Source organism: Nocardia sp. NPDC006044, assembly GCF_042871115.1.
Lineage (GTDB): Bacteria > Actinomycetota > Actinomycetes > Mycobacteriales > Mycobacteriaceae > Nocardia.
In genome coordinates this window covers 347,387-374,045 of record NZ_JBIAID010000005.1, presented here as the reverse complement: position 1 = coordinate 374,045, position 26,659 = coordinate 347,387, and the positions used below count along the sequence as shown (strand labels likewise).

General features: G+C 66.0%; 18 protein-coding genes. 13 read left to right on the top strand and 5 right to left on the bottom strand.

Features of this window, described 5'->3' with window-relative positions; all coding sequences use genetic code 11:
- Positions 1-43 precede the first annotated feature (43 nt).
- Positions 44-2,530 carry an FHA domain-containing protein gene (locus ACFYO1_RS37830; protein ID WP_387242436.1) on the bottom strand — a complete coding sequence of 829 codons (2,487 nt, stop codon included), beginning with the start codon at positions 2,528-2,530 and terminating at the stop codon, positions 44-46.
- 107 nt (positions 2,531-2,637) lie between these two features.
- Here ACFYO1_RS37830 and ACFYO1_RS37825 point away from each other — a divergent pair, with 107 nt between their 5' ends.
- Positions 2,638-4,086 carry a metallopeptidase gene (locus tag ACFYO1_RS37825; protein ID WP_387242433.1) on the top strand — a complete coding sequence of 483 codons (1,449 nt, stop codon included), beginning with the start codon at positions 2,638-2,640 and terminating at the stop codon, positions 4,084-4,086.
- Between the two features lie 5 nt (positions 4,087-4,091).
- On the opposite strand, the gene ACFYO1_RS37820 is transcribed toward ACFYO1_RS37825, so the two are convergent.
- Positions 4,092-5,372: an FHA domain-containing protein gene (locus ACFYO1_RS37820; protein WP_387242430.1), complete on the bottom strand. Its 1,281-nt coding sequence runs from the start codon at positions 5,370-5,372 to the stop codon at positions 4,092-4,094.
- 189 nt (positions 5,373-5,561) lie between these two features.
- Between ACFYO1_RS37820 and ACFYO1_RS37815 the strand changes: the two genes are divergently transcribed.
- The 9 genes from ACFYO1_RS37815 to ACFYO1_RS37775 all read left to right on the top strand — a co-directional run bounded on the left by ACFYO1_RS37815 (position 5,562) and on the right by ACFYO1_RS37775 (position 15,038).
- Positions 5,562-6,722 carry a hypothetical protein gene (locus tag ACFYO1_RS37815; RefSeq protein ID WP_387242427.1) on the top strand — a complete coding sequence of 387 codons (1,161 nt, stop codon included), beginning with the start codon at positions 5,562-5,564 and terminating at the stop codon, positions 6,720-6,722.
- A gap of 82 nt (positions 6,723-6,804) precedes the next feature.
- Complete coding sequence (locus tag ACFYO1_RS37810) at positions 6,805-8,022, top strand: hypothetical protein (protein WP_387242424.1); 1,218 nt, start codon at positions 6,805-6,807, stop codon at positions 8,020-8,022.
- A gap of 8 nt (positions 8,023-8,030) precedes the next feature.
- Positions 8,031-9,242 (top strand): hypothetical protein, encoded by a 1,212-nt coding sequence (locus ACFYO1_RS37805; RefSeq protein WP_387242421.1) that lies wholly within the window; start codon positions 8,031-8,033, stop codon positions 9,240-9,242.
- A gap of 73 nt (positions 9,243-9,315) precedes the next feature.
- Positions 9,316-10,881: a serine/threonine-protein kinase gene (locus tag ACFYO1_RS37800; RefSeq protein ID WP_387242418.1), complete on the top strand. Its 1,566-nt coding sequence runs from the start codon at positions 9,316-9,318 to the stop codon at positions 10,879-10,881.
- Positions 10,882-11,079: 198 nt separating this feature from the next.
- Positions 11,080-12,219, top strand: coding sequence for a hypothetical protein (locus ACFYO1_RS37795; protein ID WP_387242415.1), 1,140 nt, complete (start codon positions 11,080-11,082; stop codon positions 12,217-12,219).
- A gap of 77 nt (positions 12,220-12,296) precedes the next feature.
- Positions 12,297-13,484, top strand: coding sequence for a hypothetical protein (locus ACFYO1_RS37790; RefSeq protein ID WP_387242412.1), 1,188 nt, complete (start codon positions 12,297-12,299; stop codon positions 13,482-13,484).
- A 391-nt stretch (positions 13,485-13,875) separates the two neighbouring features.
- A complete protein-coding gene (locus ACFYO1_RS37785; RefSeq protein WP_387242409.1) occupies positions 13,876-14,193 on the top strand; it encodes a WXG100 family type VII secretion target in 318 nt (105 codons plus the stop codon).
- 39 nt (positions 14,194-14,232) lie between these two features.
- On the top strand, positions 14,233-14,535 hold the full coding sequence (locus ACFYO1_RS37780; protein ID WP_387242406.1) for a WXG100 family type VII secretion target: 303 nt from the start codon (positions 14,233-14,235) through the stop codon (positions 14,533-14,535).
- A 71-nt stretch (positions 14,536-14,606) separates the two neighbouring features.
- Entirely contained in the window at positions 14,607-15,038 is a 432-nt protein-coding gene (locus tag ACFYO1_RS37775) for a hypothetical protein (protein ID WP_387242403.1), read from the top strand.
- A gap of 95 nt (positions 15,039-15,133) precedes the next feature.
- Here the strand turns inward: ACFYO1_RS37775 and ACFYO1_RS37770 are convergent, their stop codons facing one another.
- The gene (locus ACFYO1_RS37770) at positions 15,134-16,573 is read right to left on the bottom strand and encodes a type VII secretion-associated protein (protein ID WP_387242400.1); all 1,440 of its coding nucleotides are present in this window, start codon (positions 16,571-16,573) and stop codon (positions 15,134-15,136) included.
- Between the two features lie 17 nt (positions 16,574-16,590).
- Positions 16,591-20,625, bottom strand: a complete 4,035-nt coding sequence (gene eccCa / locus ACFYO1_RS37765; protein WP_387242397.1) for a type VII secretion protein EccCa — start codon at positions 20,623-20,625, stop codon at positions 16,591-16,593.
- A 170-nt stretch (positions 20,626-20,795) separates the two neighbouring features.
- Between eccCa and eccD the strand changes: the two genes are divergently transcribed.
- From eccD to ACFYO1_RS37750, 3 genes are all read left to right on the top strand, one after another.
- Positions 20,796-22,262: a type VII secretion integral membrane protein EccD gene (eccD, locus tag ACFYO1_RS37760; RefSeq protein ID WP_387242394.1), complete on the top strand. Its 1,467-nt coding sequence runs from the start codon at positions 20,796-20,798 to the stop codon at positions 22,260-22,262.
- A 47-nt stretch (positions 22,263-22,309) separates the two neighbouring features.
- Complete coding sequence (mycP, locus tag ACFYO1_RS37755; protein ID WP_387243150.1) at positions 22,310-23,674, top strand: type VII secretion-associated serine protease mycosin; 1,365 nt, start codon at positions 22,310-22,312, stop codon at positions 23,672-23,674.
- A 600-nt stretch (positions 23,675-24,274) separates the two neighbouring features.
- Positions 24,275-25,081 carry a potassium channel family protein gene (locus ACFYO1_RS37750; protein ID WP_387242391.1) on the top strand — a complete coding sequence of 269 codons (807 nt, stop codon included), beginning with the start codon at positions 24,275-24,277 and terminating at the stop codon, positions 25,079-25,081.
- A gap of 4 nt (positions 25,082-25,085) precedes the next feature.
- Here ACFYO1_RS37750 and eccB read toward each other — a convergent pair whose 3' ends face one another.
- Complete coding sequence (gene eccB / locus ACFYO1_RS37745) at positions 25,086-26,570, bottom strand: type VII secretion protein EccB (protein ID WP_387242389.1); 1,485 nt, start codon at positions 26,568-26,570, stop codon at positions 25,086-25,088.
- Between the last annotated feature and the right edge of the window lie 89 nt (positions 26,571-26,659).

The window sequence follows — 26,659 nt, the reverse complement described above, 5'->3', positions numbered from 1 at the left end:
CTTGTCCGGAGCCCCCGGTAGTGGCCGCAAAATCGCTCGCGCATCACGTGGCCGACGACTTCAGTCGCAACCGCCGCCAGGTGATCACCGCGAGCACCAGCGTGATCAGCAACAGCACGCCGACGTCCAGGGCCCAGATGCCCGGCGTGTGCTGCCACAACGTGTCGGGCTGCGCGTTGAGGAACACCTCCCGGATGTTCACCGTCGAGGCGCCGGACGCGTAACCCCAGCGCGCGGGGAACAACCAGGACACCTGCTCGAGCACCACCCGGCCGGTCACCGGGATCAGCCCGCCCGCCATCACCAGCTGCACCATGATGGCGACCACCAGCAGCGGCATCACCTGCTCGTTCGACTTGGCCAGCGACGAAAGCAGCAGTCCGACCACGACACAGCACACCGCGGTCAACGCGATATCGATGTACAACTCCGCGCTGCCCGAGGACAGCACCGCACCCTCGCCCGGCCGCTTCTTCCCGGCGAGCACGATGCCGACCAGCACCGCCGATTGCAGCAGCGCGGTGACGCTGAACACCGCGATCTTCGCCGACAGATACGCCGACGGCAGCAACCCGACCGCGCGTTCGCGCTGGAAGATGGTGCGCTCGCCGACCAGATCACGCACGGTGAGCGTGGATCCCATGAAGCAGGCGCCGAGAATCAGCACCACGAGCAGCTGCTGGGTCTCGCCGCCGCCGGTGGGCACGAAGGTGCCGTCCGGCAACGCCTTCAACGCACCCCGCTGGAAACCGTCCTTGCCCGGCACCACCAGGGACAGCGCGCCGAGGATGAACGGCAGGATCACCAGGAACGACAGATAGCCGCGGTCGGCCAGGATCAGCCGCATCTGCCTGCGCGACAACGTCGAGAACTGTTTGCCGCCACTGGATTGCGGCGGCGAGCCGGCCGATCCGTAGTGCTGTGGGGGCGGTGGCGGCGGCGGCGCGAACGCCTGCCTGGAGCGATAGGCGGCGAACGCCTGGTCCGGGTTGGCCGCCACGTTGGCGAAGATCTCCGCCCAGTCGCTGGTGCCGAGCGCGTTGCCGACCCCGGCCGGGTTGCCGCAGTAGGCGGTCTTGCCGCCGGGCGCGAGCAGCAGCACCTGGTCGCACATGTCCAGGTGGGCGATGGAGTGGGTCACCACGATCACCACGCGGCCCGCGTCGGCCAGCTCCCGCAGCATCACCATCACCTGCCGGTCCAGTGCCGGGTCCAGGCCCGAGGTCGGCTCGTCCAGGATCAGCAGCGAGGGGCCGGTGAGCAGTTCCAGCGCGACCGAGGCGCGCTTGCGCTGGCCACCGGAGAGCCGGTCCACCCTGGTGTCCGCGTGCTCGGTCAGGGAAAGCTCTTTCAGCACACCGTCGATCACCTGTTGCCGGTCGGCCCGGCTGTTGTCCGGCGGCAGCCGCAGCTCGGCCGCGTAGCCGAGCGCCTGCCGCACGGTGAGCTGGCGGTGCAGCACATCGTCCTGCGGCACCATGCCGATCCGGGAGCGCAACGCCTCGTACTCGGCGTGCAGATTGCGGCCCTCGAAGGTGACCACGCCGCCGGACGGGCGGGTGGTGCCCGCGATCAACCGCGACAGCGTCGACTTGCCCGCGCCGGACGGACCGATCAGCGCGGTCAGCGTGCCCCGGCTGGCCTGCATGTTGACATCGACCAGCAGTTGCTTGTTGCCCTCGACGGTGAAGCCGACGCCGTGCACCGCGAGCCCCTGCTCGGCGACCGGCTTCTGCCGGAGCACCAAAGTGCCCTGCTGGACGACGAAGTCGATGTTGCCGATGGTGATGATGTCGCGTTCGCGCAGCACCGAGCGCTGCTGGCGGTGGCCGTTGACGAAGGTGCCGTTGGCCGAGCCGAGGTCCTCGATGGTCAGCCCGTCCGAAGCGGAGACCAGGCGCGCGTGCTTGCGCGAGGCCAGCGGGTCGTTGACCACGATCTGGTTGTCGGTGGTGCGGCCGATGGTCAGGCCGCCGGCGGGCAGGCGGTCGCCGCGCGCGATCGCCGCGGTGGAGGCGCGTGCGCGCACCGGCGGCATGTTCGAGGTGTCCGCGCGGGTGGTCAGGTTGACGTTGATCTGCGGCGGCGCGTCCTGCGGCGGCGGATACGCCGGACGCTGGAACTGCTGGGCGGGCCGCTGACCCGACATCGGCGGTCCGGACATCGGCTGCTGACCCGACTGCGGCGGCCGCGCCGAAGGGCGCTGCGGGGGTTGCGGATTGGCGGGCAACAGATGGAGCAGCGGACCGCTGATCGCGTCACCGAGACGCACCTGCGTCGGCCGGTCGATCGACACCGGCTGGCTGAGCCTGCGCGCGTCCACGAACACACCGTTGGTGCTTCCGTTATCGCTCAGCACCCAGGCACTACCCTGCCAAGTGAGCGTCGCGTGCACCCGTGAGACGAGCGGGCTGTCGACGAAAAGCGTCACCTCCGGCGCACGGCCCATGGTGACCTGCTGGCTCGAATCGAATACTCGTTCGTTTCCATCATGGCGCACGGTGATGGTCTGCGCCCCCGGTGAAGACATGCAGCGGATACTATTCCATCACCCGGACATCGGCGGTGCCCCCGACGCGCCTTTTGCCCCGATCCGGCGACCGATGTGAACGTGATACCGGCCGAATAGGGGGAGCCTTGCCGAAAGTCCGTGCGACGGCGATCATTACCGCCGCGTTGCTCGTCGTGGTGCTGGTCGCGGGCTGCACCAGACTGATCGACGGCCGTGCCGTCTCCATCTACGACGACCCGTTCAAGGTGGCCGGACTGCCGACCACGAGCGGCCCGAGCGGACCGCGACCGGGTGTCGAGAACAGCACGCTCACCGCGACCAACGGCGACGGCGGCCCCGAGGACACCTTGGCGCTCAACGCCGTCGAAGACATCCAGACCTACTGGCACGGAGAATTCGGCAAGGAATTCCAGAGCGGCGATTTCAAGCCGGTCGGCGCGCTGCTGTCGTGGAGCGCGAAGGCGCCGCGCGGCGATGCCCGCGAATTCTGTAAGGAAACTACCTTTCACCTGGTGAACGCCGCCTACTGCCGACTCGACAACTCCATCGGCTGGGACCGTTCCGTGCTATTGCCCGCCATGACCGAGACCTTCGGCAAGATGGCCGTGGTGATGGTGCTCGCGCACGAATACGGGCACGCGGTGCAGACCATGGCCCGGCTGGTCGGCGCCAAGGACCCGGTGATCGTCAAGGAACAGCAGGCGGACTGCTTCGCCGGTGCGTTCATGCGCTCGGTCGCCGAGGGCAAGTCCAAGCACTTCACCATCAACACCTCCGACGGCCTCAACTCCGTCCTCGCCGCCACCGTGGCCATCCGCGACTCCGACCCCGACGATCCGGAAAGCGTGCACGGCTCGGCCTTCGAACGCGTCACCGCCGTGCAGGTCGGTTTCACCGACGGTCCCAAGGGCTGCAAGCGGATCGACATGGACGAGATCACTCAGCGACGCGGCAATCTGCCCAAGGACTTCGGCGGAGACACCGGCCGCGGCGAATACGAGATCAACAAGGGCACCCTGGTCGAGCTCAGCAAGGCCCTCGCCGCTCTGCTGCCGACCAAGCCGTCGCCGACCTACGACTACTCCGGCGCCAAGATCGCCTGCCGCGACGGGGTGGCGACCGAGCCGGTCAGTTATTGCCCCGACACGAACACCATCGGCACCGACATCCCCGCCCTCGCCCAGCGCGGCGCGTCCAACTGGGACGTGGACGATCCCTTGCCGCTCAAGGTGACCGGCGACTACAACGGCTACATCGTTTTCATCTCCCGCTACACCCTCGCGGTCCAGCAGCACAACGGCCAGGAGCTCGTCGGCGCCAAGACCGGCCTGCGCGCGGCCTGCCTGTCCGGCGTCATCACCGGCAAGCTCGCCGCACCGAACCGCCCGGCCGCGCAGGGCGACATCGGCCTGGCCGCAGGCGATCTCGATGAAGCGGTGTCGGGCCTGCTCACCGACGGCCTGGCCGCCAGCGATGTCCAGGGCAACACCGTGCGCAGCGGTTTCGCCCGCGTGGACGCCTTCCGCGCCGGCGTGATCAACGGCGAAAAGACCTGCACGTCCAGGTATTCGTAGTCGGTTCAGCCGCCGAAGGGCGGTGGCGCGGAGTGCTCGAAGCGCAGGACGCGGTTGCCGAGCATGACCTCGGCGCCGGGGACCAGGACCATGGATTGGTTGGGGGCCAGGCGAATCCAGTCCCGGTAGCCGGGCAGGCGGGTGCGCGTTCCGTTGGTGGAGCCGCGATCCACCACGGTCACATCCCAGTTCACGAGATGGACCTCGGCGTGGGCACGGGACATGCCGCCGGAGGAATCCTCCACGCGCAGCGGAACCAGGCCGCGTTGCGCGGCGTCGGAATGCTCTGGATCGCGGCCGATCACCGCGTCCGCGGCGAGCACGTAGGTCATGCCGTCGTCGAGGATCAGGATGCCCAGCGGCGGCCGGATCACCTCGATCAGCGCCTGGGTCTGGTCCACCGGCATGCCGCACACCGTGCAGAACGCGGCGCGCGGATCGCTGGGATGCGCTCTGGCGCACTTGAATCCCATCACCTTGACGGTGAGCGCGGTGGCCTTCGCGGTCGCCTCCAGCCGCCGCTGCAGCTCCGGATCGGGCGGCGCGGCCGGGTTGGTGCCGCGCACCTCGGTATCGGCCCGATGCGGGTCCTCGTCGAGGCCGTGCGCGGCAGTCGAGCGCTGACTTACGCTGGGCGGCAGCGGTTCCTGCGGCGGCGCCTCGTGGTCCAGGCGCGCGGTCGGCAGCAGTTCCTCGTCATCGCGCCGATGCGCGCCCGCGCGCGGCAGTCCGGTCAACGCCCTGGTGCGCACCTCCTCGGACCAGACGATCGCGCCGCCCGCCTGTGCGATGCCCTCGACCAGCCAGCCGATGCCGCGCTGTGCGGGCAGCTCGGGAATGCGGCCCTTCGCGTCGTCGACGAACAACGCGACCGCCCGCGCGGGCACTCCGGCCACCCGATCCACGGTGAACGCCGCGTCACTGCCCCGAAGCCGCTCGACCGTACCGTCCCCGGCCAGCACCGCGGTCACCGCGCCGTGCAGGAATATCGCCACCCCACCGTTTTCCGCGGTGGACAGGATGCCGAAATCGATCGGCTCCCCCGGGCTGATCCGCTCGGCCTGCTTCATCAGCCACCGCGTCGCCTGGCGCGCGATCACCGCGCCGGGCCCCTTCGGCTCCTGTTCGGCCGCCTCGCGCACCAGCTCGGCCAGCGATTCCACGGCGAGCGCGGCGGTCGAATCCGGCGTCAACCTACCCGGTCCGCGATGCCCGACCACGACGAGCGCTCCGGCGACGCGCACCACCGCGTGACCACCGACGACGACCTCGACCTGCCGATCCATCAGCGGGATCAGCCTCTACCGAGGGCACTGTTCGGGAGCATCGTCACACGAACCAGGGTATTGCAATCCCACAACTATCGACCCCCCTCCCAGGCGTCCGTCCGGTAACTTCAGTGACAGCACGTGAAGAAACGAGGACCCGTCATGGTTCGGACATCGCGAATCGCGCTTGCCGCGTCGTGTATCGCATTGGCTGGTCTTCTGACCGGGTGCGGCGGCGTGCGCGGCACCGCTACGGCGGGCGAGGTCGACGTACGCCAGCTAGAAGTCGGCACCTACGCGGTGGACCGGCACCGGTACAACCAGGACCCCGGCGACAAGGCCGCGCTGCTCGAGGGCATGCGGATGTCCGACGCGGTGGCGCCGACCGTGCTGATCGATCCGTCGCTGAAGGTCGGCCGGGGCAGCACCGTGGTGGCCGACGCCGACCAGGCGCTCGATTTCGTGGCCAAGTCGTCCAAGCCGGTGTTCGACGAGCGCAAGCTGCTCACCGGTTACGCGGCCAGCGGCGCCGATCGGCCCGACCCGGCCGGGCAGACCAACCCGGCCCCGGACGCGACCGCGGTGACCACCGCGCTGTTCCGTTTCCCGGATCCGGCGATCGCCAAGCTCGCCGCCCGCGAGCTGGAAGACGTGGACATCACCATCTCGCCGGACAACCGCAAACTGCCCTCGACCAAATACCCGGACGCCTATATCCATTGGCGCCCAGGCGTTCCCACCGTCGGCACCTTCATGGCCTACAAGGAATTCGTCATCTCCCTGTTCATCCAGCGTCCGCGCGCCGACGGCGCCGACCTGACCGCCTGGGTCGACAAGGCGCTGGCCGCGCAGGTCGACCAGCTGGATAAATTCCAGGCGACGCCGCAGGAGAAGATCAAGGACCTGAAGGTCGATCCGGACGGACTGCTCGCCCGGGTCGCGGTCAGCGATCGCAAGAACCGCGCCCCCGACGCCGCCGTCTTCGCCACCTTCGGCCCGCGCCACATGGTGCACCGCGCCGAGGACGAGTCCGCGCACCTGCGCCTGGTCGAGGAGGCCGGTGTCGACCGGCAGGCCGTCGCCGACGACAGCTACGTCGCCCGCACCAGGGACACCGCCGCCGCCCAGAGACTGGCCGACGGGCTGATGGAAAGCGAAGGCGCACACTACGACACGCTCGGCGCACCGAAGGACGTGCCCGGCGCCAAATGCCTCCAGCTCAACAGCAAGGGCAATCCGGACCGCGAATACAAGTTCCGGTGCTACGTCTCCTACAAGCGTTATGTGGGTGTCGTCACCAGCGACAAAGAACCGGATGTCCGGCAGAAAGTGGCCGCGGAGTACGCGCTGCTCGCGAACAGTTTGTGAGCCGAATCCCGAACGTTCTGGCAGGGTGCCGCATCCCGCGGTGACGTAGGATTTCGCGGGAACCACAGTCGGCAGGGGAGGGATGTTGCAGCTCCGCGCGAAAACGATGCCGCGCCGGACGGCGTATGCCCTGTTCACGGCGGCCATACTGGGGATGGCCGCCGGTGGGTGCGGATCGGATGAACCGCGCGCGGAAACTCCCGTCGCCGCCGTCGACCTGAGCAAGCTGGACGTCGGCAATTACGACGCGGCGCCGCGTCAATTGGGCGCGGTGAAAAGCCTCGAGCAGGCCCGGATAATCGAAGCGGAACGGCTCGGCAATTTCGTGCCCGCGCCGCTGGACATCGACCCCCGTTTCACCCATAACAATCCGTTCGTCGCCACCGTGTTCACCGACCCGAAGTTCGCCCTCCGCGACAGCATGGCCGTCGACCGGTTCGCCGAAGCCGCCCCGGACTTCGTCGCGGGCTTCCAGAGTTACGGCCGGACCGAGGAGGACAACCGCGGCATCGACCTGATGAACACGGTGCTGATCTTCCCGGACGAGCAGAAGGCCACCGACGCCGCAGCGGCGCTGGAACGGGTCGATCATGAGGCCAACGATCGCAATACCGCCGTCGCGATACCGAAATACCCTGCCGCGCAAGCACACTGGCAACCGAATAAGCAATCGATCGGATCCTGGTATGCCACCGGCAAGTTCGTCGTCTACACGTGGATCTACGACTATCTGAAGGTTTACCTGGAGAAGGTCGACCTGCCCGCGATGCTGACGCTGGTGGAGAAGAGCCTCGACACGGTCGTCCCGTCCATCGCCAAGTTCAGCCCGACCCCGCCCGGCAAACTGATGGACCTGCAAATAGATCTCGACGGCATGCTCAACCGCACCATCGCGCGGCCGAAGGAAGACTCGTGGCTCAATCCGCCCGGCGCGTTCAACGCCCGCACCGCGCTGCATTTCGTCAATGATCCGCCCGCCACGCTCCGATATCTCGAGACAGCGGGCGCCGATCGGTACGCGTCGAATGGCGTCGAGCTCTACCGGGCACGCGACGCCGGAGCGGCCGCGACCTTGCAGAAAGACATGGGCGGCCTGAACAAACGATTCAAGAGCTCCGCCGCGCCGGCGAATCTGCCCGCCGCCACCTGCCACGAGTACATCGGACGAACGACCATGGCCATCCGTTTCTACTGCTCGGTATCCTACGACCGCTACACGGCGTTCTCGGCCTCACACCAATTGCTGGACGCCCAGCAGCGGATCTCGGCCGAGTACATGTTGCTGGTGAACACCAAATGAGGCGCGCGGTGTTGTTGTCGTTCGCCGCTCTGGCGACAGCAAGCCTTACCGCGTGCGGATCGACCGTAGCCGGGAGCTTCCAGCCCGCCGAGGTCGATATCCGCAACCTCGATACCGGGTCCTATCCCACCGAGCCGCCCAACGCGCACGACGACGACTACCGGCCCGATTTCACCTCCATGCCGCACATCGCCGCAATGCGATTGTCGGACTACGTGATACCTGCCTACGAAATAGATCCGCACCTGAAATACGGCCAACTGCCGTTCGAGATAACCCGCGGACTGCTGCCCGGTGAACTCGGCAGCGAAGCCGATCTGAAGCCTGTCGCCGAGCGAAACAAATTGCTGTTCGGTTTCAAGACCACCGGTTTCGATCAGAAGACCACGATCGTCCCGTCCGCCTGGCCGATCAAGACGACCGAGCACGCTACGGCGATCTCGACGATGGTCATGCAGTTTCCCGATCCGGAGCGGGCGACGGCGGCCGCGTCGCAGTTCTATGACGCGGATCTGAATGCCAACCAGGAACAGAACCAGCCGGTGGCGCTGCCGAATTACCCTTCCGCCCACGCGCATTGGCGACCGGGCACACCGTTTCTTCGCGCGTTCCTTGCACACGGATCCTATGTCGTCGCCTATCTGGTCTCCACCAACGAACCGGACCTGAACGCATTGCTCGGACTCGCCGAAAAGTCCTACGCCGCACAACTTCCCGCGCTGGATCAATTGAAGCCGCTCACCGAAGAAGAACTGTTCCAATTGCCCTGGGACACCGATCATCTGCTGAGCCGCACTTTGAATCCGAACAAATCCGAACGACCGGCAATCGGAAGTCAGGCGCTCTACGGACTGCGCGGCATCGTGCAGTACGCCGACGATCTGAGTGTCGCGAAACAACGCTTCAGCGCGATGAACGCGGACCGCTTCGCCGTGTCCAACGGCACGATCGTGGCCCGCACACCGGATGCCGCGACGGCGAAGAAGATTGTCGCCGAGCGACGCACTCCCGCACCGGCGGCGCACGATGCCGACGCCCCGCCGAATGTGCCGGATTCCGCGTGCGTCGAGAACAAACGCTCCGCCATGGATTTCGAGATAAAGCGATTCACCTGCATCGTCGCCTATCGCCAATACGCGGGCTTCGTCACCGGCGATCAGCTGCTCGACGTGCAGCAACGCGCCGCCGCACAGTACGCGATTTTCGCGAACAGCCGCTGATGCGACGCACCCGGCCCGCTCCGCGCGTTCCAGTAAGCTGCCGCGTGGGGACCGACTCAGGAGATTGTGGATCATGGCGATAAGCCCCGGCACCATCGTGGGCGGGTACCGCGTCCAGGGCGTGCTCGGCGCGGGCGGCATGGGCACCGTCTACCTGGCCAAACATCCCAGCCTGCCGCGCATGGACGCGCTGAAGGTGCTCAGCGGCGAACTCAGCAACGACCACGAGTTCCGCACCCGCTTCGAGCGCGAGGCCAACCTCGCCGCCGGCCTCGACCATCCGAACATCGTCTCGGTCTACAACCGCGGCGAAGAAGACGGTCAGCTGTGGATCGCGATGCAATACGTCGACGGCACCGACGCCGCGGCCGAGCTGGCTCGCGACCGACGCGGGATGAATCCGCTTCGCGCACTGCGCATTACCACCGAGGTCGGCAAGGGCCTGGACTACGCGCACCGAAAAGGCTTGCTGCACCGCGACGTCAAGCCGGCCAACTTCCTGCTCTCCTCCTCCGAGGGCGACGAAGAACGCGTGCTGCTCACCGATTTCGGCGTCGCCAAGTCCAACGACGACACCACCGAACTCACCCAGACCGGCAGCTTCGTCGCCACCATCGCCTACGCCCCGCCCGAACAGCTGGTCGGCGGCCACCTCGACCACCGCGCCGACATCTACAGCCTCGCCTGCGCCTTCTTCAAGCTGCTCACCGGCCGAAACCCCTACCCCGCAACCCAACCCGCGCTGGTCATGATGGGCCACCTGCACGAGCCACCCCCGCTGGCCACCGCCGTCGACCCCAGCCTGCCCGCCGCCATCGATCACGTCTTCGCCAAGGCGATGGCCAAAGACCCCACCGACCGCTACAACACCTGCCGCGAATTCACCGACGCGGCCGCGGCAGCCTTCTCCCCCGGCCATGTCCCGGCTCCGATGAACACCTCGGCCAGCCATCCCATTCAGTCTTACGATCCGCGACCCAATACCGATCCGCGCGTTGCGTTCTCGGGTCCACAGACGGTGGCGCCGCCGGCTCCTTCGCGCAGGCGGTGGATTCTCGGAGCGGGTGCCGGTGTCGTTGTTGTCGCGCTGGCGGTAGGCCTGGGCATCTGGGGGCTCGGCGGTAATGACAAGTCCAGCAACAACATTGCGGCAACGACCACCGCGGCCAGCTCCACGGTCGCCGTGAGCGCCTTGCCGTCGAAAGAGCAGGCCCGGGCGGCCAATCCAGCTTTTCGCGGCAAGACCATCACCGTGGTGGATGTGCAGCGCGCGATCGCCGGCAACAAACCGGTTTCGATTTTCCTGGGCAGCACCGCACAGTCGAAGTTCCTCGAGGACTTGGGCTTTGTCTACAACCCGAGCTACGTGGCGCAGAGCGGCGAACCTTCGCCACGAGCGATGAAATCGGGAGACACGCTCGAGGTGGCGGCCGACAGTTACGTCCTCGCGGTTCGTACCGACGAAGACGCCGGAGGTGGCGGACTACGCGGGCTGCCCTATCAGGTCGCAGGTATCCGAGCCACCGTCATCCCGCTCGATGATCCCGAAGCCGTAGTCGCATTCCGCAACTGGACTCCCGCATCGGAACAGCTGCTGCTCGAGAAGCTGGTCCCACTGCTGCAGAAGCGAGTGAAGTAGCCCGAGCGCTGTCGCGGGACGCCGGTCCCGGGTGTTATGTTGCCGAATGCGATACGTAGCCGCTGCGGACGAGACTGGCACGCATACGCGCACCGGGGGGATCACAGTTGCATGGCTTGTCCTCCTGTTTGTCGGCCGATGGAGGAAACAATGCGGAGAGCGTGGAGAGCACTGGCCGCCGGACTGGCTGTCCTATCCGTGGGCGCCGCCGGATGTGGATCGGACTCCCCCGCCCCGCCGCCCGCCGTCGATATCGGCCAGCTCGACGTCGGTAGCTACGCGACCGCGCCACGCGAGATCGGCAAGCCCGGATTCGACCGCGCACGGGTCAGCGAAGGCCAGCGGCTCGGCAGCTTTGTCCCGCTGCCCATGGACATCGACCCACGGTTTACCTTCCGGCCGAACTCCGAGACCAGTTCATTGCTGGCGTTCATCGAAACCATGTATTACCTCGGCCTTTCCGTTGACAGTTTCAAGGAGGATGCGCGAGGCTTCATAGCCGGTTTTTACAGCCTGGGGTACACCGAGAACGATAGTTTGATCGCTACCGCCCTCACGAACACGGTGCTGCTGTTTTCCGATCAGCAATCCGCCACGTCGGCTGTAGCAGCGCTGGCACCGGCAGTCGCGACAAAGGAAAAACTGAGCGAACCGGTCGGCATCAGCAAGTACCGAGACGCTCTTGCATTCTGGAAACCGGGGAAGCAAGAACTCCACTCGTTCCAAGCGAGCGGGCAGTATGTGATCTACACCGAGGTCAAAGACGCAGCCAAGGTCGCGGTCGGCACCACCGATCTACCTGCCATGATCTCGCTCGTAGAGAAGAGCCTCGATACGGTCAGCGCCCGGCTGCGCGAGTTCCGCCCAACACCGCCGGACAAGCTGACGGATGTCCCCCTGGACCATGATGGCATGCTCGGCCGATCACTTCCGCGACCGAGTGAAGACGGTTGGCGCAACCCACCCGGCCTGTACGACCGCGTGGGGGCGCTGAATCTGAGTAGCGATCCGGTACGAGACAAGAAGCTGTTCGAGGAAGCGGGTGTCGACTGGCTGGCATACAACGCCGGGCACGTCTACCGTGCCGAAAATCCGAAAGGCGCGCAGCTTGTTCGAGACAGCCACAGCGCGCCGAGCAAGCTCTATCGGCGGATCGGACCGCCGAAGAATCTTCCCGATGCGCGCTGCCGCGAGTACCGCCCAAAGGATGTGCTGGTCCCCAGATTTCATTGCGTAGCGTCCTACGACCGATACACCGCAGAGGTGTGGTCAGATCAGTTGATCGACGTGTATCAACGGATCTCCGCGCAGTACGCGATGCTCGCGAAAGCGAACTGATACTCATGATCAACCCACGTGTGCGACATGCCTTTGCTGTCCTTGCACTACTCGTCATTACCGGGTGCGGTGCGCAGATGACCGGGACGTCGCTGCCCGGTGAGATAGACGTCCGCACCCTCGACGTCGGCCCATATCCCACGGAGCCGCTGGACTCCTACTACGACTTCCAACATTCGGTGCGTAGCGGGACCGCCCTGGCCATCTCCCGCCTGGCCAACCACGTGGTGACAGGTAACGATATCGATGCCGAACTACGCTACGGCACCGGCGTGCAAAAACTCGCCGTACCCGAAGATGTCAAGAACATCCTGGCAGAACAGAGCGTCCCGGTCGCTGCCCGGAACAAGATGCTGTTCGGATTCGCCTCCGGCAGTAGCGATTTCCGGCCAGAGCCACACGTGGAAGTACCGCCGGGGTCGACACTCACCACCGTGGCCGTCATGCAGTTTCCGGACTCCGGGTCCGCCGAGCGGGCGGCGGCCGAATTCGAAGAGACCGATTTCTCTGTTTCCCCGGACCTGAACGAGCGAGTACAAATCGCGAAATACCCTCTGGCGCATTCTCATTGGCGCCCCGGAACGCCGACAATGGGTTCGGTAATCGCGCACGGAAGCTACGTGGTCAGCACTTTCATCTCCACATCTCAGCCAATCCTCACCGACCTGACCGATCTTGTCGAGAAGGTCTACACAGCACAGTTGCCCATGCTCGACACGCTTGCGCCGCTGTCTGCCGAACAGGCCTTGCGATTGGACCTCGACCCCGAGGGCATAATCCGCCGAGTCCTCAATCCCGACAAGCTCGGCGTACCAGATCCTGGCGGCCTCGCGGCATATGACCTGCGAGGATTTCTACACTTCCAGACGGATCGCATAGCGGCGAAGATTCTGTATGCCGACAGCGAACGTTTCGTCTTCTCAGGTGCCTACTCGCCCACAACGAACAGCTACACCAAGGGGGTTGCACAAAGCTTCGGCAAGGGGACAACCAGGTTCCTGCAAGGAGCCATCCTGATCCGAGCGAGGGATATCGGCCCGGCCAAAGCGCTCTGGTCCGCGATTCTGGACGCACCGGATGCCAAATGGACACCGCCGGATGTTCCAGACAGCAAATGTGCCGAGCTTCCGACGAACACATACGTCAAGGACTGGGTTTGCGCCGTGCGGTATCGCAGCTACATCGGCTACGTCTGGAGTACTCAACTGCAGGACGCACAGCAACGTGCGGCGGCCCAGTACGCCTTGCTCGCCAACAGCCAGTAGCGCACTTACGCTGCCAACATCAGCGACCCGTTGCTGCCGATATACCTGCAATCTGCTGTAGCGGGAGCCATAGTGGTTGGGTAAGGTACAACCAGCCAGCCCACTCGCCAATCAGGACATCAGCGAGCAGGGGGAAGGAGGGGAGCCGAGCGCTGGCGTTGCAAGCATGCCAAGATGACCACGTCCGTAGCCTGTCGAGCGGCCCATACGCGGCCCCGACACCATGGACGAGCACGGCAACGGACGCTGGGGTCTGATCTCCGTAGGGGGAGATCCAAATTTTCTCGAGTCGGATGGAACCGATCAGACCTATCGAGCGTCCAATCAGATGTACAGGCCAACTGGGGGCTTCTGCCGTTGGCCGAGACGGGAAACCGAGAAGGAGCCGAAAATGGCAGGACAGCTTCAAGCGGACAACATCCTCATCGAGAAGTTCGCGCAAAACTGCAGCGACCGTCACACCGCGCTGCAGAACGCGATCACTGCGCTGAACACGAGGTCGGACGAAACCACCGCGACCTGGTCAGGCCAGGCACGGAAGGCGTTCGACGCGCTGATGGACGCCTACTTCGAGCAGGCGCGGAGGCTGAACGACACTCTGGACCAGACCTCCGACAGCCTCCGTAAGGCCGGCAAGTCTTTCGCAGCGCAAGACGAGCAGTTTGCTCAGCAGGTATCGCAGCAGGCCTCCAGCCTGACGCTTCCCTGATCGACCAGCTGAACCACTAAATACCACGGAGGAGTCCAGATGGTAGCGAACGACCCGAACACAATTTCCTCTAACTTCGGCGCGGTCGAGGCCGGCGCACAGGCCATCGTGTCCGAAGCGAAGAACATCTCGAGCATGCTCGAGGACTTCCACAAGCAGGTCACCGACTTCGTGACCAACTACTGGAAGGGTGACGCGAACGACGCGTTCGCCCAGCTCCAGTCACAGTGGAACGCTAGCGTCACCCAGCTCAACGCAACGCTGGAGACCGCAGGTCGCGCCGTCAGCTCCGGCAACACGGATCTGCAGAGCACCGACACCAGCCTCGCTGGTCTTTTCTGAGATCCTGTCTCGGCCAATTCGGGCCCCCGGCAAGCTACTTGCCGGGGGCCCGAATTATGTGAGATCAACACGTGGATAAGAACAATGCTGCCTACGGAGCGCGACTGCTTGCCGCAGACATCGAGAATTCTCTGGGATTTTCCGCGCAAGTCACTTCTGACGTCACAGAAGAGTGGTTTGCGTTCAGAGAGCAGACAGGACGTCCCGCGCCGAATTGCATGGTCGGCCTCAGGGTTCCCGCGGTAGGTTCTTCGGCGGCACTGGATCCCGGCGACCACGGCAGTGCGACCGCCGAGGAGTTCGCGATGGCACTGGCCCGAATCTTGCAGGACGACATCCAGATTCACACCAGAGAGCTTTGGCCGAAGGATCCGACCACCAGCGGTCGGGCGCTGAACCCGACCGAGCGCGGTTGGCAAAGTCTGGAATATCGCGCGTATCTCGTGCCGTACGGCCGACTGGGCCCCGCCGCCGCGCCTTCACTGACCAGCAAGAAATCGTGACGCGGAGCGAGCTGGACCATCGCTGCCGTCCGTTCAACCGGTCGAAGTCCATTCGCGCTCAAACGAATCGCAGGCGGTACCGAGCAGGATCGGCGTTACTGAATGACTCGGACGGAGCTGCCGAAGTTCTCGCACGTGGTCGATAAGGACTGCCAGTCGTTGTCGGCACATTGGCAGCCGACGCTGACCTGAATTCCGTACTCCACCAGCACATGCCAGCGGACGGTGGAACCGTCGCCGGGGCGTTCGGTGTAGGCGAGGGTGGATCGGCCGCCGTACACGACGTCGCGCTGCAAGTCGGACATCACACCTGCGGGGCGCTGCTTCATCTGGGTTTCGAGTTTCGTCGCGACCTGGTCGTAGGTCGCACCGGGAGCAACCGGGGTTTGCGTCACTGTGACGCGTAGGCGGGCACCGTCGTCCGGGGACAGATCCACGCGGGACTTGCCGGAAGCGTCCGGTGTCGAGGCGATATGCCAGCCGTCGGGGACCTGGAAACGGATGCGGCCGTAGGTTTCCGCCCCGGCCGCAGAGGTGGACGTCGCCGCGGCGGCGGTACTGCTCGGTGCCGACTCACTACTGGATACCGCGGTGGCGGGAGCGGCGACCGGTGCATCGTCGGATCGGTTCAGGAACATCACCCCGCCGACGACAGCCGCGGCGACCACAACGACCGCGGCGACGGCCGCACCCACATATCCGAGACCGCCTCTGCGCGGCTGTTGAGCAGCGGCGCGTTCACGCAACGGCTGCATCCATTCGTCCTGCGGCAGCACCGACGGCAGCTCCGACTGATGGATCGGCTCGGTCTGCCGGCCTCGAATCAGATCGGATCCGACGAGCGCCCGCAGTCCGATGCCCTGCCCGCAACGCTGTTGAACAGCGGCGCGGAGCAAGTCCAGTTTCCCGGCCTCGGTGACACCGACGGACTGCGCGAGGTCGGCCGGCTGACCGTCGAGCACCCGGTCGATCAACGCGCATAAGGCCGTGAAGCCGCGCGATTCCGGCAGCACCTCGGCGAGCGCGAGAGTTGGCTGGTGCTCACAGGATTCGATGTGCACACCCTGATGACTGCGGATAACCGCGGTGGCCGTGGTGGTGAGCGCACCGAACTCCAGCACCAGCGTGCGACGACTGTGGCTGGTTCCCTCGTCCGCCGCGACCGCCCGCACCGCCAGCTCCTCGAACACGACGTCCGCCGTGAAGCGACGAGCCGCCTGATCGAGGACGGACCGCCGCGACGCACCCCATTCGGTCGGGCAGATCAGCGTGATCCGCTGGCACGGCGCAGAGACCCGCAGGTTCTCCAGCACCGCGGCGAACACGGCGGTCAACCCGTCCACGACGGCAGGAACGCGCGGCAGCAACGCCACCGCCTCGGCGGGCACGTACTGCACCGCGGAACTCACCTGCGTCGGCGGCGTCAGCGACTCCCCGACCACCAGATCGAACCCGTTGCTACCCAACACGATCGAGGGCGGCACGTCCCAGTGCGTCGTCGCGCCACGCGCCCACACGCGCGTGTCGGTGACCACGAGCTCGACGGTGGACATCAGGCCGGCGGCGGCATCCAGGCCGTCTGGATCAGGCCCTCGCCGCTGCGCGAGACATAAGTGCCGCGTCCCGGAGGCATCGGGCCGGGCCGCGTCGTACCCATCAGCACACCCTCGTCACGGCTGCAACTCATGGTCAGACCGGCCGCGCTGAGGTCCTTCATCCTGGCCAGCGTCGCCTCGAACATGGCGCGTCCGGCACCGCCGGAACGCCGGGCGATGATCAGGTGGAAACCCAGGTCTCGGGCGTGCGGGAGGTGTTCCAGCAACGCCTGCACCGGATTTCCGCTCGACGTGGACACCAGGTCGTAGTCGTCGATGATCACATACAGCTCGGGTCCGCTCCACCAGGAGCGTTCCTTCAGCTGCTGCGGGGTGACGTCCGTGCCCGGCGACCGATTGCTGACGTATGCGGCCAGGTCGATCATGTTCTGGGTGAACTGCGGTGCGGTCGAGCCGTATCCGGCGAGATAACCCTCCGGCACCAGCCCGAGCATCGAACGCCGGTAGTCGCCCATGATGATGCGCGCCTGGTCCGGAGTGTTCGACGCGCAGATACCCTCGACGATCGAGCGCAGCAGCGTCGTCTTTCCCGACTCGGTGTCGCCGATGATGATGAAGTGCGGGCTCACGGCGAAGTCGATGTACACCGGCGCCAGCTCGGCTTCGTTGATGCCGATCGGGATTCGCATGCACTTCGTCGACTGGTCGACCTGTGACGGCCAGTTTCCGGCCAGCTGGAGCATCTGCTCGCGCGGCAGTTCCTCGGGCAGCATGCGCACCGACGGCGCCGGGCGACCCGGGGTCAAGCGGGCGATGGTCGCGACAGCGTCGCCGACGGCCTGACCGATGTCGGTCGGGTCCGAGCTGCCGTCGATGCGCGGCAGACCGGTCAGCATGTGCAGGCAGTCCGGCGTCATACCGCGACCGGGACGCGCCTGCGGAACCATCGACGCGAACTTGCGCCCGAGATCGGAGTCCATCGGATCACCGAGCCGCAGTTCGATTCTGGTGGCGATCTGATCCTTCAGCGCGGGCCGCGCCTCGCGCCAGCCGGCCAGCGCGATGACGATGTGCACGCCGTAGGACAGACCCTGCACGGCCAGGTTCATGATCGTCTGCTCGAGCAGCTCGAAGTCCTGGCGGATGGAGCCGAAGCCGTCGATCACCAGGAACACATCGCCGAACGGATCCTCGTGCGCACCGGTCGCGGCCGGGCTGCTGGCCGGATCCATGGCGCGCAGGCGGCGGAACTCGGTCATCGACTCGATGCCGAGCTGCCGGAACCGCGCCTCGCGCGTACGCACGATGGTGGTCATCTCGGCGACGGTGCGCCGGACCTGGTCCCCGTCCAATCGGCTTGCGACCGAACCGACATGCGGCAGTCCCTGCAGGCTCATCAGCGTGCCGCCACCGAAGTCGAGGCAGTAGAACTGCACCTGCTCGGCGGTGTGGGTGAGCGACATGGCCATGATCAAGGTGCGCAGCGCGGTCGACTTGCCGGACTGCGGGCCGCCGACGACTGCGACGTTGCCGCGGGCGCCGGACAGGTCGACGACCATCGGGTCGCGCCGCTGGTCGTACGGCCGGTCGACGATGCCGATCGGCGCACGCAGCGTGGCCACCGCGGAGTACTCGCCGGTGAGGATCGAGCGCGGGATGAGCTGGTCGAGCGTGGGCGCCTCGTCCAGCGGTGGCAGCCAGATCTCGTGGGCGGGACGGCCGTGGCCGTTGATCCGCGAGACCAGCATGTGCACGTTGGACACTTGTTCGCCGTCGTCGCCCTGATGCTCGGTCTCGCTGGGCTCGGCGGGCAGCGGAACCCGGTCCACCGCACGGAAATCCACGTGTGTCGCGGTGAACGGGCGGGCCTTGATATCGATGTCACCGGATTGGGTGGCGACGGTGATGTCGCGCTGCGAGCCGCCGCCCACGTACGCGCCGGAGACGTAGGAAGCCTGGAACCGGACGATCTCGCCGGAGTCCGACTTCAGGTAGCCGCCACCGGGGTTGTTCGGCAAGTTGTAGGCATCGGGCACGCCGAGCACCTGGCGGGATTCGTTGGCGGAGAAGGTCTTCAGGCCGATCCGGTAGGAGAGGTGGCTCTCCAGTCCCTTCAGCTTGCCCTCTTCCAGGCGCTGCGAGGCGAGCAGCAGGTGCACGTGCAGCGAGCGGCCGAGCCGGCCGATCATCACGAACAGTTCGGCGAAATCCGGGTGCTGGGTGAGCAATTCGGAGAACTCGTCGAGCACCACGAACAGCGCGGGCAGCGGGTCCAGGTCGGCGCCGGCCGCGCGGGCCTTCTCGTACTCGGAGACGTTGGCGAAGTTGCCCGCCGCGCGCAGCACTTCCTGGCGGCGGTTCATCTCACCCGCCAGCGCGTCTTTCATACGGTCGACGAGGTCGGCCTCTTCTTCCAGGTTGGTGATGACGGCCGCGACATGCGGCACGCTGTCCAGGCCGAGGAAGGTCGCGCCACCCTTGAAGTCGACGAGCACCAGGTTGAGCTGGTCCGGCGAGTGCGTGGCGAGCAGGCTGAGCACCAGCGTGCGCAGGAACTCCGACTTACCGGAACCGGTCGCGCCGATGCACAGGCCGTGCGGGCCCATGCCGTTCTCGGCGGCTTCCTTGATATCGAGTTCGACCGGCAGGCCGTCGGCGCCGACGCCGAACGGGACCCGCAGCCGCTCCCGGCCGTAGCGCGGACGCCACGCGTGCTCGGGGTTGAACGTGCCGATGTCGCCGAGGCCCATCAGCTGGCTCCAGGTCGAGATCACCTCGGAGTCATCGGTTTCCACGTCGCTGCTGCGCTGGGTCGCCGCGCGGTACGGGGCGAGCCTGCGGGCCACCTGTTGCGCCTGCTGCGGGCTGATCCGGTCGATCAGCGCGAAGCGCTCCTGGTTGCCGGTCGCGCCGCGGCCGACGCACTCGCCGTTCTCCACGATCATCTTGATGCCGCGCGAGACCGCCAGCCGCGGGGCGTAACCACACAGGTCGATGATGGTGACGCCCTCGTAGCCGGACTCGCGCAGCTGATCGTCCTCGGCCTCGAGCAGGCCGCCGTCGACCACGATCACGATGTGCACCATGTTCGCGTTGGCCGGCTGATTACGCGAGTAGCGGACCCGGTTGCCGAGCAGCGGCTGCAATCCGGCCATCGCCTCGCGGATCGAACCGTAGAACATGCGCTGAGTGCCGATGCCGTCCTGGGCGTCGGGATGCTGGGTGTGCGGGAGCCACTTGGTCCACTCCCATTCGCGCGCGGTGTCCGGACCGCAGACGAAGGCGAACAGCACCTGGTCCGGCGCCTGGAACATGCTGAGCTGCAGCAGCATCGCGCGGGTCATGTCCCTGGCCTCGACCCGGTCGCCGTCCAAGGCGATGGTCGCGAAGCCCTTGACCGCGATGGCGGTCGGCAGGTCGGGCACGGTCGAGTGCGCGCGCACGAAACGGCGCAGCGAGACGGCCGCGATCGGCTCCAGCTCTTCGACCGGTCCGGTCTCCGGCGCGACCAGGCGGGTCGCCAGACGCTGGCCGCCGACGCCGATGCGCGCGTGGCAGAAGTCCTTGTCGCCGGCCCGGCGCTCCCACATGCGGCTGGTGCCCGCGAGCATCCAGATCAGGGTGGGCTCGGGATGGCTCCACTCGACCGAGGCGCGCTGCTGGGTCGCCGTGGTGTCGACATCCCGGCGCACCTGGTCCAGATAACGCAGATAGTCCTTGCGGTCCTCGTTCGCCTCGGCGGCCTTGGCCCCCTTGCCGCCGCCCTGGCCCGCGAACATGCCGACCATGGAGAACATCATCATGAGCGGGAACATCATGCTCATCGGATTCGACCCGATGCCACCGCCCTGGGTGAACATCAGCGCCATCATGCCGACCATGCCGATGATCATCACGACCGGCATCAGCTTCATCAGCAGGTTGCCCGGCGTCACCCTGGGGATCTCGGGCGGCGGCTGCAGGGTGACCTCGCCGCCGGGCGAGCGCGGCATCTCCCGGCGCGCGCGACGCTGAAACCGGACGGTACTCATCTGCGAGAATCCCCCTCCTCGACTGCTGTGATTCCGGCTCAGTGTAGAGGCCCCAGCCGACATGTCGTACAGTTCGACCAGCATTCTGCTGCCCGAACCGTGGGTTCGCAAACTCGACGTAGGGTCTCGGGTTTGCGAAAATACGAGGTAGAAGACGAGTTGGGGGAAGCTTGACGCACGCGCGACTTGACCACATCGATGAAAACTCCTCGCACGGCATCGTCCGCGCACCGGATCTCGCCCGGGTGACGATCCTCGCCAAGCACACCCAGGTGGACATGGCGATCCCGGTGGATGTGCCGGTCGCGCTGGTGATTCCGAGCGTCGTCGACATGGTCGCACAGCACAGCCGTTCCAACGACTTCGACAACGAGGGCGAGCGCTTCGAGCCCGCCGAGTGGGTGCTGGCCCGGATCGGTCACCCGCCGTTCTCCAACTCGCTCAGCCTCGGCGAGCACGGTGTCCGCGACGGTGAGCTGCTCATGCTGGAGAGCGCCTCCCATACCGCGCCCACGCCGCTGTTCGACGACATCATGTACAACGTCGCGATCGCCGATACCGATCATTACCGCAGCTGGACCCCCAAGGTCGCGCGGATCACCGGCTCGGTGCTCGCCGCCCTCACCATGCTCGTCGGCTGTCTCGGGCTGCTGCTCGCGCCCGGCTCGCTGCCCTACTGGGTCAGCGGTTCGGTCGCGCTGGCCGTGACGATCCTGCTGGTGGTCGCGGCCATGGTGCTCAGCCGGATGTACGGAGACACCTCGACCGCGCTGGTTCTCGGCGGCTGCGCACTGCCGACGGCCTTTACCGCGGGCATGCTCTACGTGCCCGATCATTACGGCTGGCCGCATATTCTGCTCGGCTCTGTATTACTAGGCGCCACCGCGGTTTTGGCGTGGCGGGTCAGCGGCGTCGGCCTCGCGCTGTTCATCGGTGCGACCACGCTCGCCGTGTATGCCGTGCCCGCCGCCCTGGTCGGCCTGCTCACCGCGCAGCCGGAGCGCGCGATCGGCGCGGGCGCCGCGGCACTCGGCCTCGCCGGTCTCGCTCTCGCACCGCGAATCTCCATGCTGCTGGCCAAGCTGCCGCTGCCGCCGGTCCCCTCCCCCGGCACCCCGATCGACCCGACCGAGGACGACCCCGACGACCACCGCGCCCTGCCCACCATGGAGGCGCTGCGGGTGAAGTCGGAACGGGCCCGCATGTACCTGGCCGGCCTGGTCGCCGCCACCACCCTGGTCACCGTCGTCGGCGCGCTCGCCGCCACCGACCCGATGGCCGACGAACCGTACTGGCAAGGCATCGCCCTGGCCATCGTGTGCGCCGTCGTCCTGATGTTCCGCAGCCGCACCTACGCGGGCGCCGAGCAAGCCGTCGTCCTCATCGCGGGCGGCGCGGGCATCGTGCTGATCATGTTGGTGGGCGCGAGTTTCGAGATGGACCAGCCGCTCGCCGTTTTCGGCACCGCCATGGTCATCCTCATCGCCGCCCTCATCCTCGGCATCATCATCCCCAACCAATCGGCCACCCCACCCATGCGCCGCGGCGTAGAACTCCTCGAATACGCCTTCGTAGCGGCCGTCCTCCCCCTGGTCTTCTGGGTGGCCAGCCTCTACTCCCTCGTCCGCGGGCTGTGAACCGCTACCTGCGCACCGGCGCGGCAGCCGCGGTCATTGGGCTGAGCATGTCGTTCGGGTTGGGCGCGAGTCAGGGTGTGGCATACGCGGATCGGCCGCCGCCGGTCGATCCGTCCTTGCTACCGGCCGGAGACCCGGCACGACCGCCGGACAAGACCGAACATCCGGCCAACTCGCCCTGCTACTCCACGCAGCAGGGGGGCGAGGGTCCAACGGTTCCGGCGCCGCAGTTGGCACTGAATCTGAAGCGCGCGCAGGAGTTCTCCAAAGGAGAGGGCCAGCTCATCGCCGTCATCGATACGGGAGTCATCCGTCATCCCCGCCTCCCCGACGTGGAGGCGGGCGGTGACTATGTGGCAGACCCTGGTGACGGTGTCAGCGAGGACTGCGATGCGCACGGCACGATTGTGGCGGGCATCATCGGTGCGAAACAGATAGACGGGCAAGGCTTTTACGGTGTCGCGCCCGAGGCCCGCATATTGTCGATCCGCCAAACCAGCGCCTTATACGACACCCCCGGCCGGCAGGACAAGAGACCCGAAGACCCCGCCAAGGGATACGGCAGAATCGAAGCACTCGCGTCCGCTATCCGTCGCGCTGCCGATCGGCACGCTTCAGTCATCAACATCTCATTGGTTTCCTGCTTGTCAGCGAGCGAACAACTCGGCGATGGCGCAGTGGGCGCAGCCGTACGCTACGCAACGCTCGAGATGAATGCCGTCGTCGTGGTGGCTGCGGGCAATACCGACGACAAGTGCAAACCCAGCAATCCCAACCTTGTCGACCCGCTGCATCCCGATCGCGACCCGTGGAAAAACGTGACAACCAACGTCACGCCCGCACGTTTCGACGACTACGTCCTCGCGGTCGGATCGATCGACGAGAACGGTGCACCCTCGAAATTCACTGTTCCGGGACCTTGGGTCGGTGTTGCCGCACCCGGCGAGAATATTGTCTCGCTCGATCCGCGTGGTACCGGCACTATCACCGGAAAGTACGAAAACCAATCGTTCATTCCGAATGCGGGCACCAGTTTTGCCGCACCGTACGTATCCGGCGTGGCAGCCCTGGTTCGTGCTCGCTTCCCTGAACTCAGCGCGCTCGACGTAATCAAACGCATCGAGGCCACAGCCCACGCCCCGGGCGAAGGCTGGAACCCCTACGTCGGTTACGGCGCAATCGATCCGGTCGCGGCGCTCACCGCCGAAGTCACGGAACCGCTGCCACCGAAACGGTCCGCCGCACCCAAACAAGTGCAACTCGCGGTGCCCGCGTCAACCCCGCCGCCAGATCACCGAGCCCGCAACATCGCCCTGATCGGGAGCAGCACCGTCGCCATCCTACTGATTCTCGGCATGCTGGCGTCCTTCCCGATCCGCCGCAGATTCGGCATTACCGGCGACGACATGTAGGCCGACGAAGTACGTATCGCCACAATCGAGAAGGGCCTCAGCCGCTATGGCGGCGAGGCCCTTCTCATTGGGACTATCAGTAAGTTGTCTTCGGCTGGAGTATCCACCCGTCGGCCGTCGACTCGCAGGACCAGTACTTGGCATTTTCGCCACCTTGCACGTGGCGATAGCCGTCGCAGTCCTCACGACTTGCAAAGGGTCCGCCGCTGGTCCAATCCGCTTGCGCCGCGCCTGCGCCCAGGACGCCGAGTGCGCTCAATGCGCCTAGGACCATCGAAAAAGATGCGGCAGCTTTCAGTGCGTTCTTCATCATTCCCCTTCGTTACGCTCCGGAGGTGCCTCTCCGGTCTTCGGCTGAGTTCCCGCAGTGGACCGCTGAAGCAGCCACGGCCACGCCGTCCCCCCACCCGAAACTTGTTCTGACACTTGGTATGACGCAGCAAGATCACGATCGGTTCCATCGGCTGGGGGATTCTTTCGATCTACTCGGCTCGGCGGCTCGTGCGGGCTGCCGGAAAATCCGTTGGGCTGGAGGTAGCGTCTGCACGGCAAATTGCGGTACACAGGGTGCCGGATCCGAATCGACGCAGGTAGTTCGCCATGGAGCAGCAAGAACAGGTAGTCGGCGGTGCGTCCGCGACGCGGGGACCCAGCCGTCGCGAGGCGTGGGAGCGGGTGACCGGGGTGCCGATGGTGGTGCTCGCGGTTCTCTTCCTGGGCGTTTACGCGTGGTTCGTGCTCGACACCGGCGCCTCGCCGCAGTTGGATGCCTGGCTCGAACGGGTCGACGTGGTGATCTGGGTTCTGTTCGCGGGCGATTTCGTGATGCGGTTCGGGTTGTCCACTCGCCGCTGGCAATTTCTGCGCACGCACCCGGTGGAACTGTTGATCGTGCTCGTTCCGCCGTTCCGGCCGCTGCGCCTGGTGCGGGCGGCGGTGCTGGTGCTCGGCACGCTGAACCGGCACACGCTGACCCACCGCACCCGCCTCTCGGTGTTCGTCGGCAGCAGTTCGGTGTTGATCCTTTTCCTGTGCAGCCTGGCCTTTTTCGACGCCGAGTACGGCGCGGAAGGCAGCAAGGTGCTGAACTTCGGCGACGCGCTGTGGTGGTCGGCGGTCTCGGTCACCACGGTCGGCTACGGCGACGTCTATCCGGTCACCGTCGAGGGCAGGCTGATCTCCCTGGTGCTGATGACCTTCGGCATCGGCATCATCTCGTTCGCCATCGGCACCACGACCAGCTGGGTGATCGATCAGCTGAAGACGGTCGAGGAGTCGGCCGACCGCACCGACCGGGAGATCAACGTGCTGGTCGAGGAGATTCGCGCGTTGCGCGCCGAGGTGGCGGCGCTACACGAGACCCGCACTGCCGAAAGCCCGAATTCCGTTGGCGCGGACGGTCGTTAGCCGATCATTTCGAGGCGATCGGCTGCTTGGCGGGGCTCGGATCAGGGGCGATGCCGTCGTGCGCGACCATCGCTTCCTCGCGGCCCATGGTCGGTCCACCGGCGAGCAGACCGACGATCGGCCACGGTGCGGGTTCCGGCGTCACGCCACCCTCGATGTCCATACCGAGCGCCTTCGCCGCCTCCTTGTTCTTGATGCCATACCGAACACCCGTGTCGGAGACGTAGAACAGGCTGTCCTTGCGACGGCTGTCGACTTCGATGCCGGTGGTCTGGACGAAGGCGCCCGAACCCGGTTTGAAGTACACCGAGTCGACGTTGTCGCCGCTGCCGTCGGCCTGCGCGAGCGGAACGAGCTTGGCGCTCTTCGGCATCGGCAGGTCGGTGGCGTCGATGACGGCCAATTCGGCACGCACGGCGACGTCGGCGTTGCCCGCGGCTCCGGCGATCGGCTTCCAGGACAGGCAACTCACCGGACGAGAGCTGGTTTGGATGATCGCCGGCGCGACGTCCGGATAGGTATCGACCTTCAACGTCCGCGAAGGCTGCGCCCGAGCCGCCTCGAAGTCGCCGATCGCCGTGCCGTGCTCCGAACTCGGCTGCGAGCTGCGGATGATGGCGGCGGTCAACGGGCTGATCGGCTGCAAACCGTCGCGCAGGATCACGGCATTCTGATCGGCCTTGCCGGCGACCTGGACTACCGTGCCGATCTTCAAGTTGTTGATGGGGTAGCTGGGCGTCCCACCTGGATCATCGATCTTCGGCGGCACGATCTGGTTCACCTCGGGGATCGAGTTCAGCAGACCCTCACTGATCGGCCGCGGGATCGCGCCTCGAATCTTCAGCGGAACGGTCACCGACGGGTCGTTCATGTCGACCCGCGCGCGCGTGTTGTTCCACACCAGATAAGTCGCGTTCTTGCCCTTCACCAGCAGACCTTGGTCCCGGCCCATGGCCGACGCCTTGTCGTTCAGATCGAGGTCGCCGATCAGCACGGACGTGGTCCGGTCGTCGCTGCCATCGGTCTTCAGCGAATCGCAGACGGTCCAGCTCCGCCCCTTGCCTGCTTTGTCGAAGATCAGCGAACTGGGCGCACCCGGAATACCGATCAGCTGGCCACGCGGCTTCTTACCGAGCTCGGAATCCTTGACGATCGTCGGCTTGGACGAGTCATCGGCGGCCAAGCGAGCCGAGGCCAGGTTGAGGGTCGGATAAACGACGTTGTCGATCTGGACGTAAACACCGCCGGATTCCTTCGCGATCAGAATCTTCTTGTCCCCGATTTTGTCCTGCGGACGCAGCAGCGCCAGCACACCGCAACCGGCCAGCACGACGATCGCCAAAACCAGCCCGGCCGCGTACGCCCGCGACTGCGAGCGCATCGGGTCGTGCAACATTCGCACGTCCCGGCGGACCAGGGCGTGCTCCATTCGGCGGACCAGAAAGCGGTAGCCGCTGACCTGCCACCGAGTGGTGGGTTTTGAAGGCATTATTCCTCCCCCGAACAGTGCTCACGTTCGCGCAACACAGTACAGTTCCCGAGGACTCTTGTTCAGCTCGGCCACTCCTAATCGGCCGA

What these genes read in the sequence shown, in the direction of transcription:
- ACFYO1_RS37750 (WP_387242391.1), top strand. Translation starts at nt 24,275, where the DNA reads ATGGAGCAGCAAGAACAGGTAGTCGGCGGTGCGTCCGCGACGCGGGGA.
- eccCa (WP_387242397.1), bottom strand. Translation starts at nt 20,625, where the DNA reads ATGAGTACCGTCCGGTTTCAGCGTCGCGCGCGCCGGGAGATGCCGCGC.
- ACFYO1_RS37790 (WP_387242412.1), top strand. Translation starts at nt 12,297, where the DNA reads ATGACCGGGACGTCGCTGCCCGGTGAGATAGACGTCCGCACCCTCGAC.
- ACFYO1_RS37800 (WP_387242418.1), top strand. Translation starts at nt 9,316, where the DNA reads ATGGCGATAAGCCCCGGCACCATCGTGGGCGGGTACCGCGTCCAGGGC.
- ACFYO1_RS37820 (WP_387242430.1), bottom strand. Translation starts at nt 5,372, where the DNA reads ATGGATCGGCAGGTCGAGGTCGTCGTCGGTGGTCACGCGGTGGTGCGC.
- mycP (WP_387243150.1), top strand. Translation starts at nt 22,310, where the DNA reads ATGTCGTTCGGGTTGGGCGCGAGTCAGGGTGTGGCATACGCGGATCGG.
- ACFYO1_RS37785 (WP_387242409.1), top strand. Translation starts at nt 13,876, where the DNA reads ATGGCAGGACAGCTTCAAGCGGACAACATCCTCATCGAGAAGTTCGCG.
- ACFYO1_RS37780 (WP_387242406.1), top strand. Translation starts at nt 14,233, where the DNA reads ATGGTAGCGAACGACCCGAACACAATTTCCTCTAACTTCGGCGCGGTC.
- ACFYO1_RS37810 (WP_387242424.1), top strand. Translation starts at nt 6,805, where the DNA reads ATGTTGCAGCTCCGCGCGAAAACGATGCCGCGCCGGACGGCGTATGCC.
- ACFYO1_RS37830 (WP_387242436.1), bottom strand. Translation starts at nt 2,530, where the DNA reads ATGTCTTCACCGGGGGCGCAGACCATCACCGTGCGCCATGATGGAAAC.
- eccB (WP_387242389.1), bottom strand. Translation starts at nt 26,570, where the DNA reads ATGCCTTCAAAACCCACCACTCGGTGGCAGGTCAGCGGCTACCGCTTT.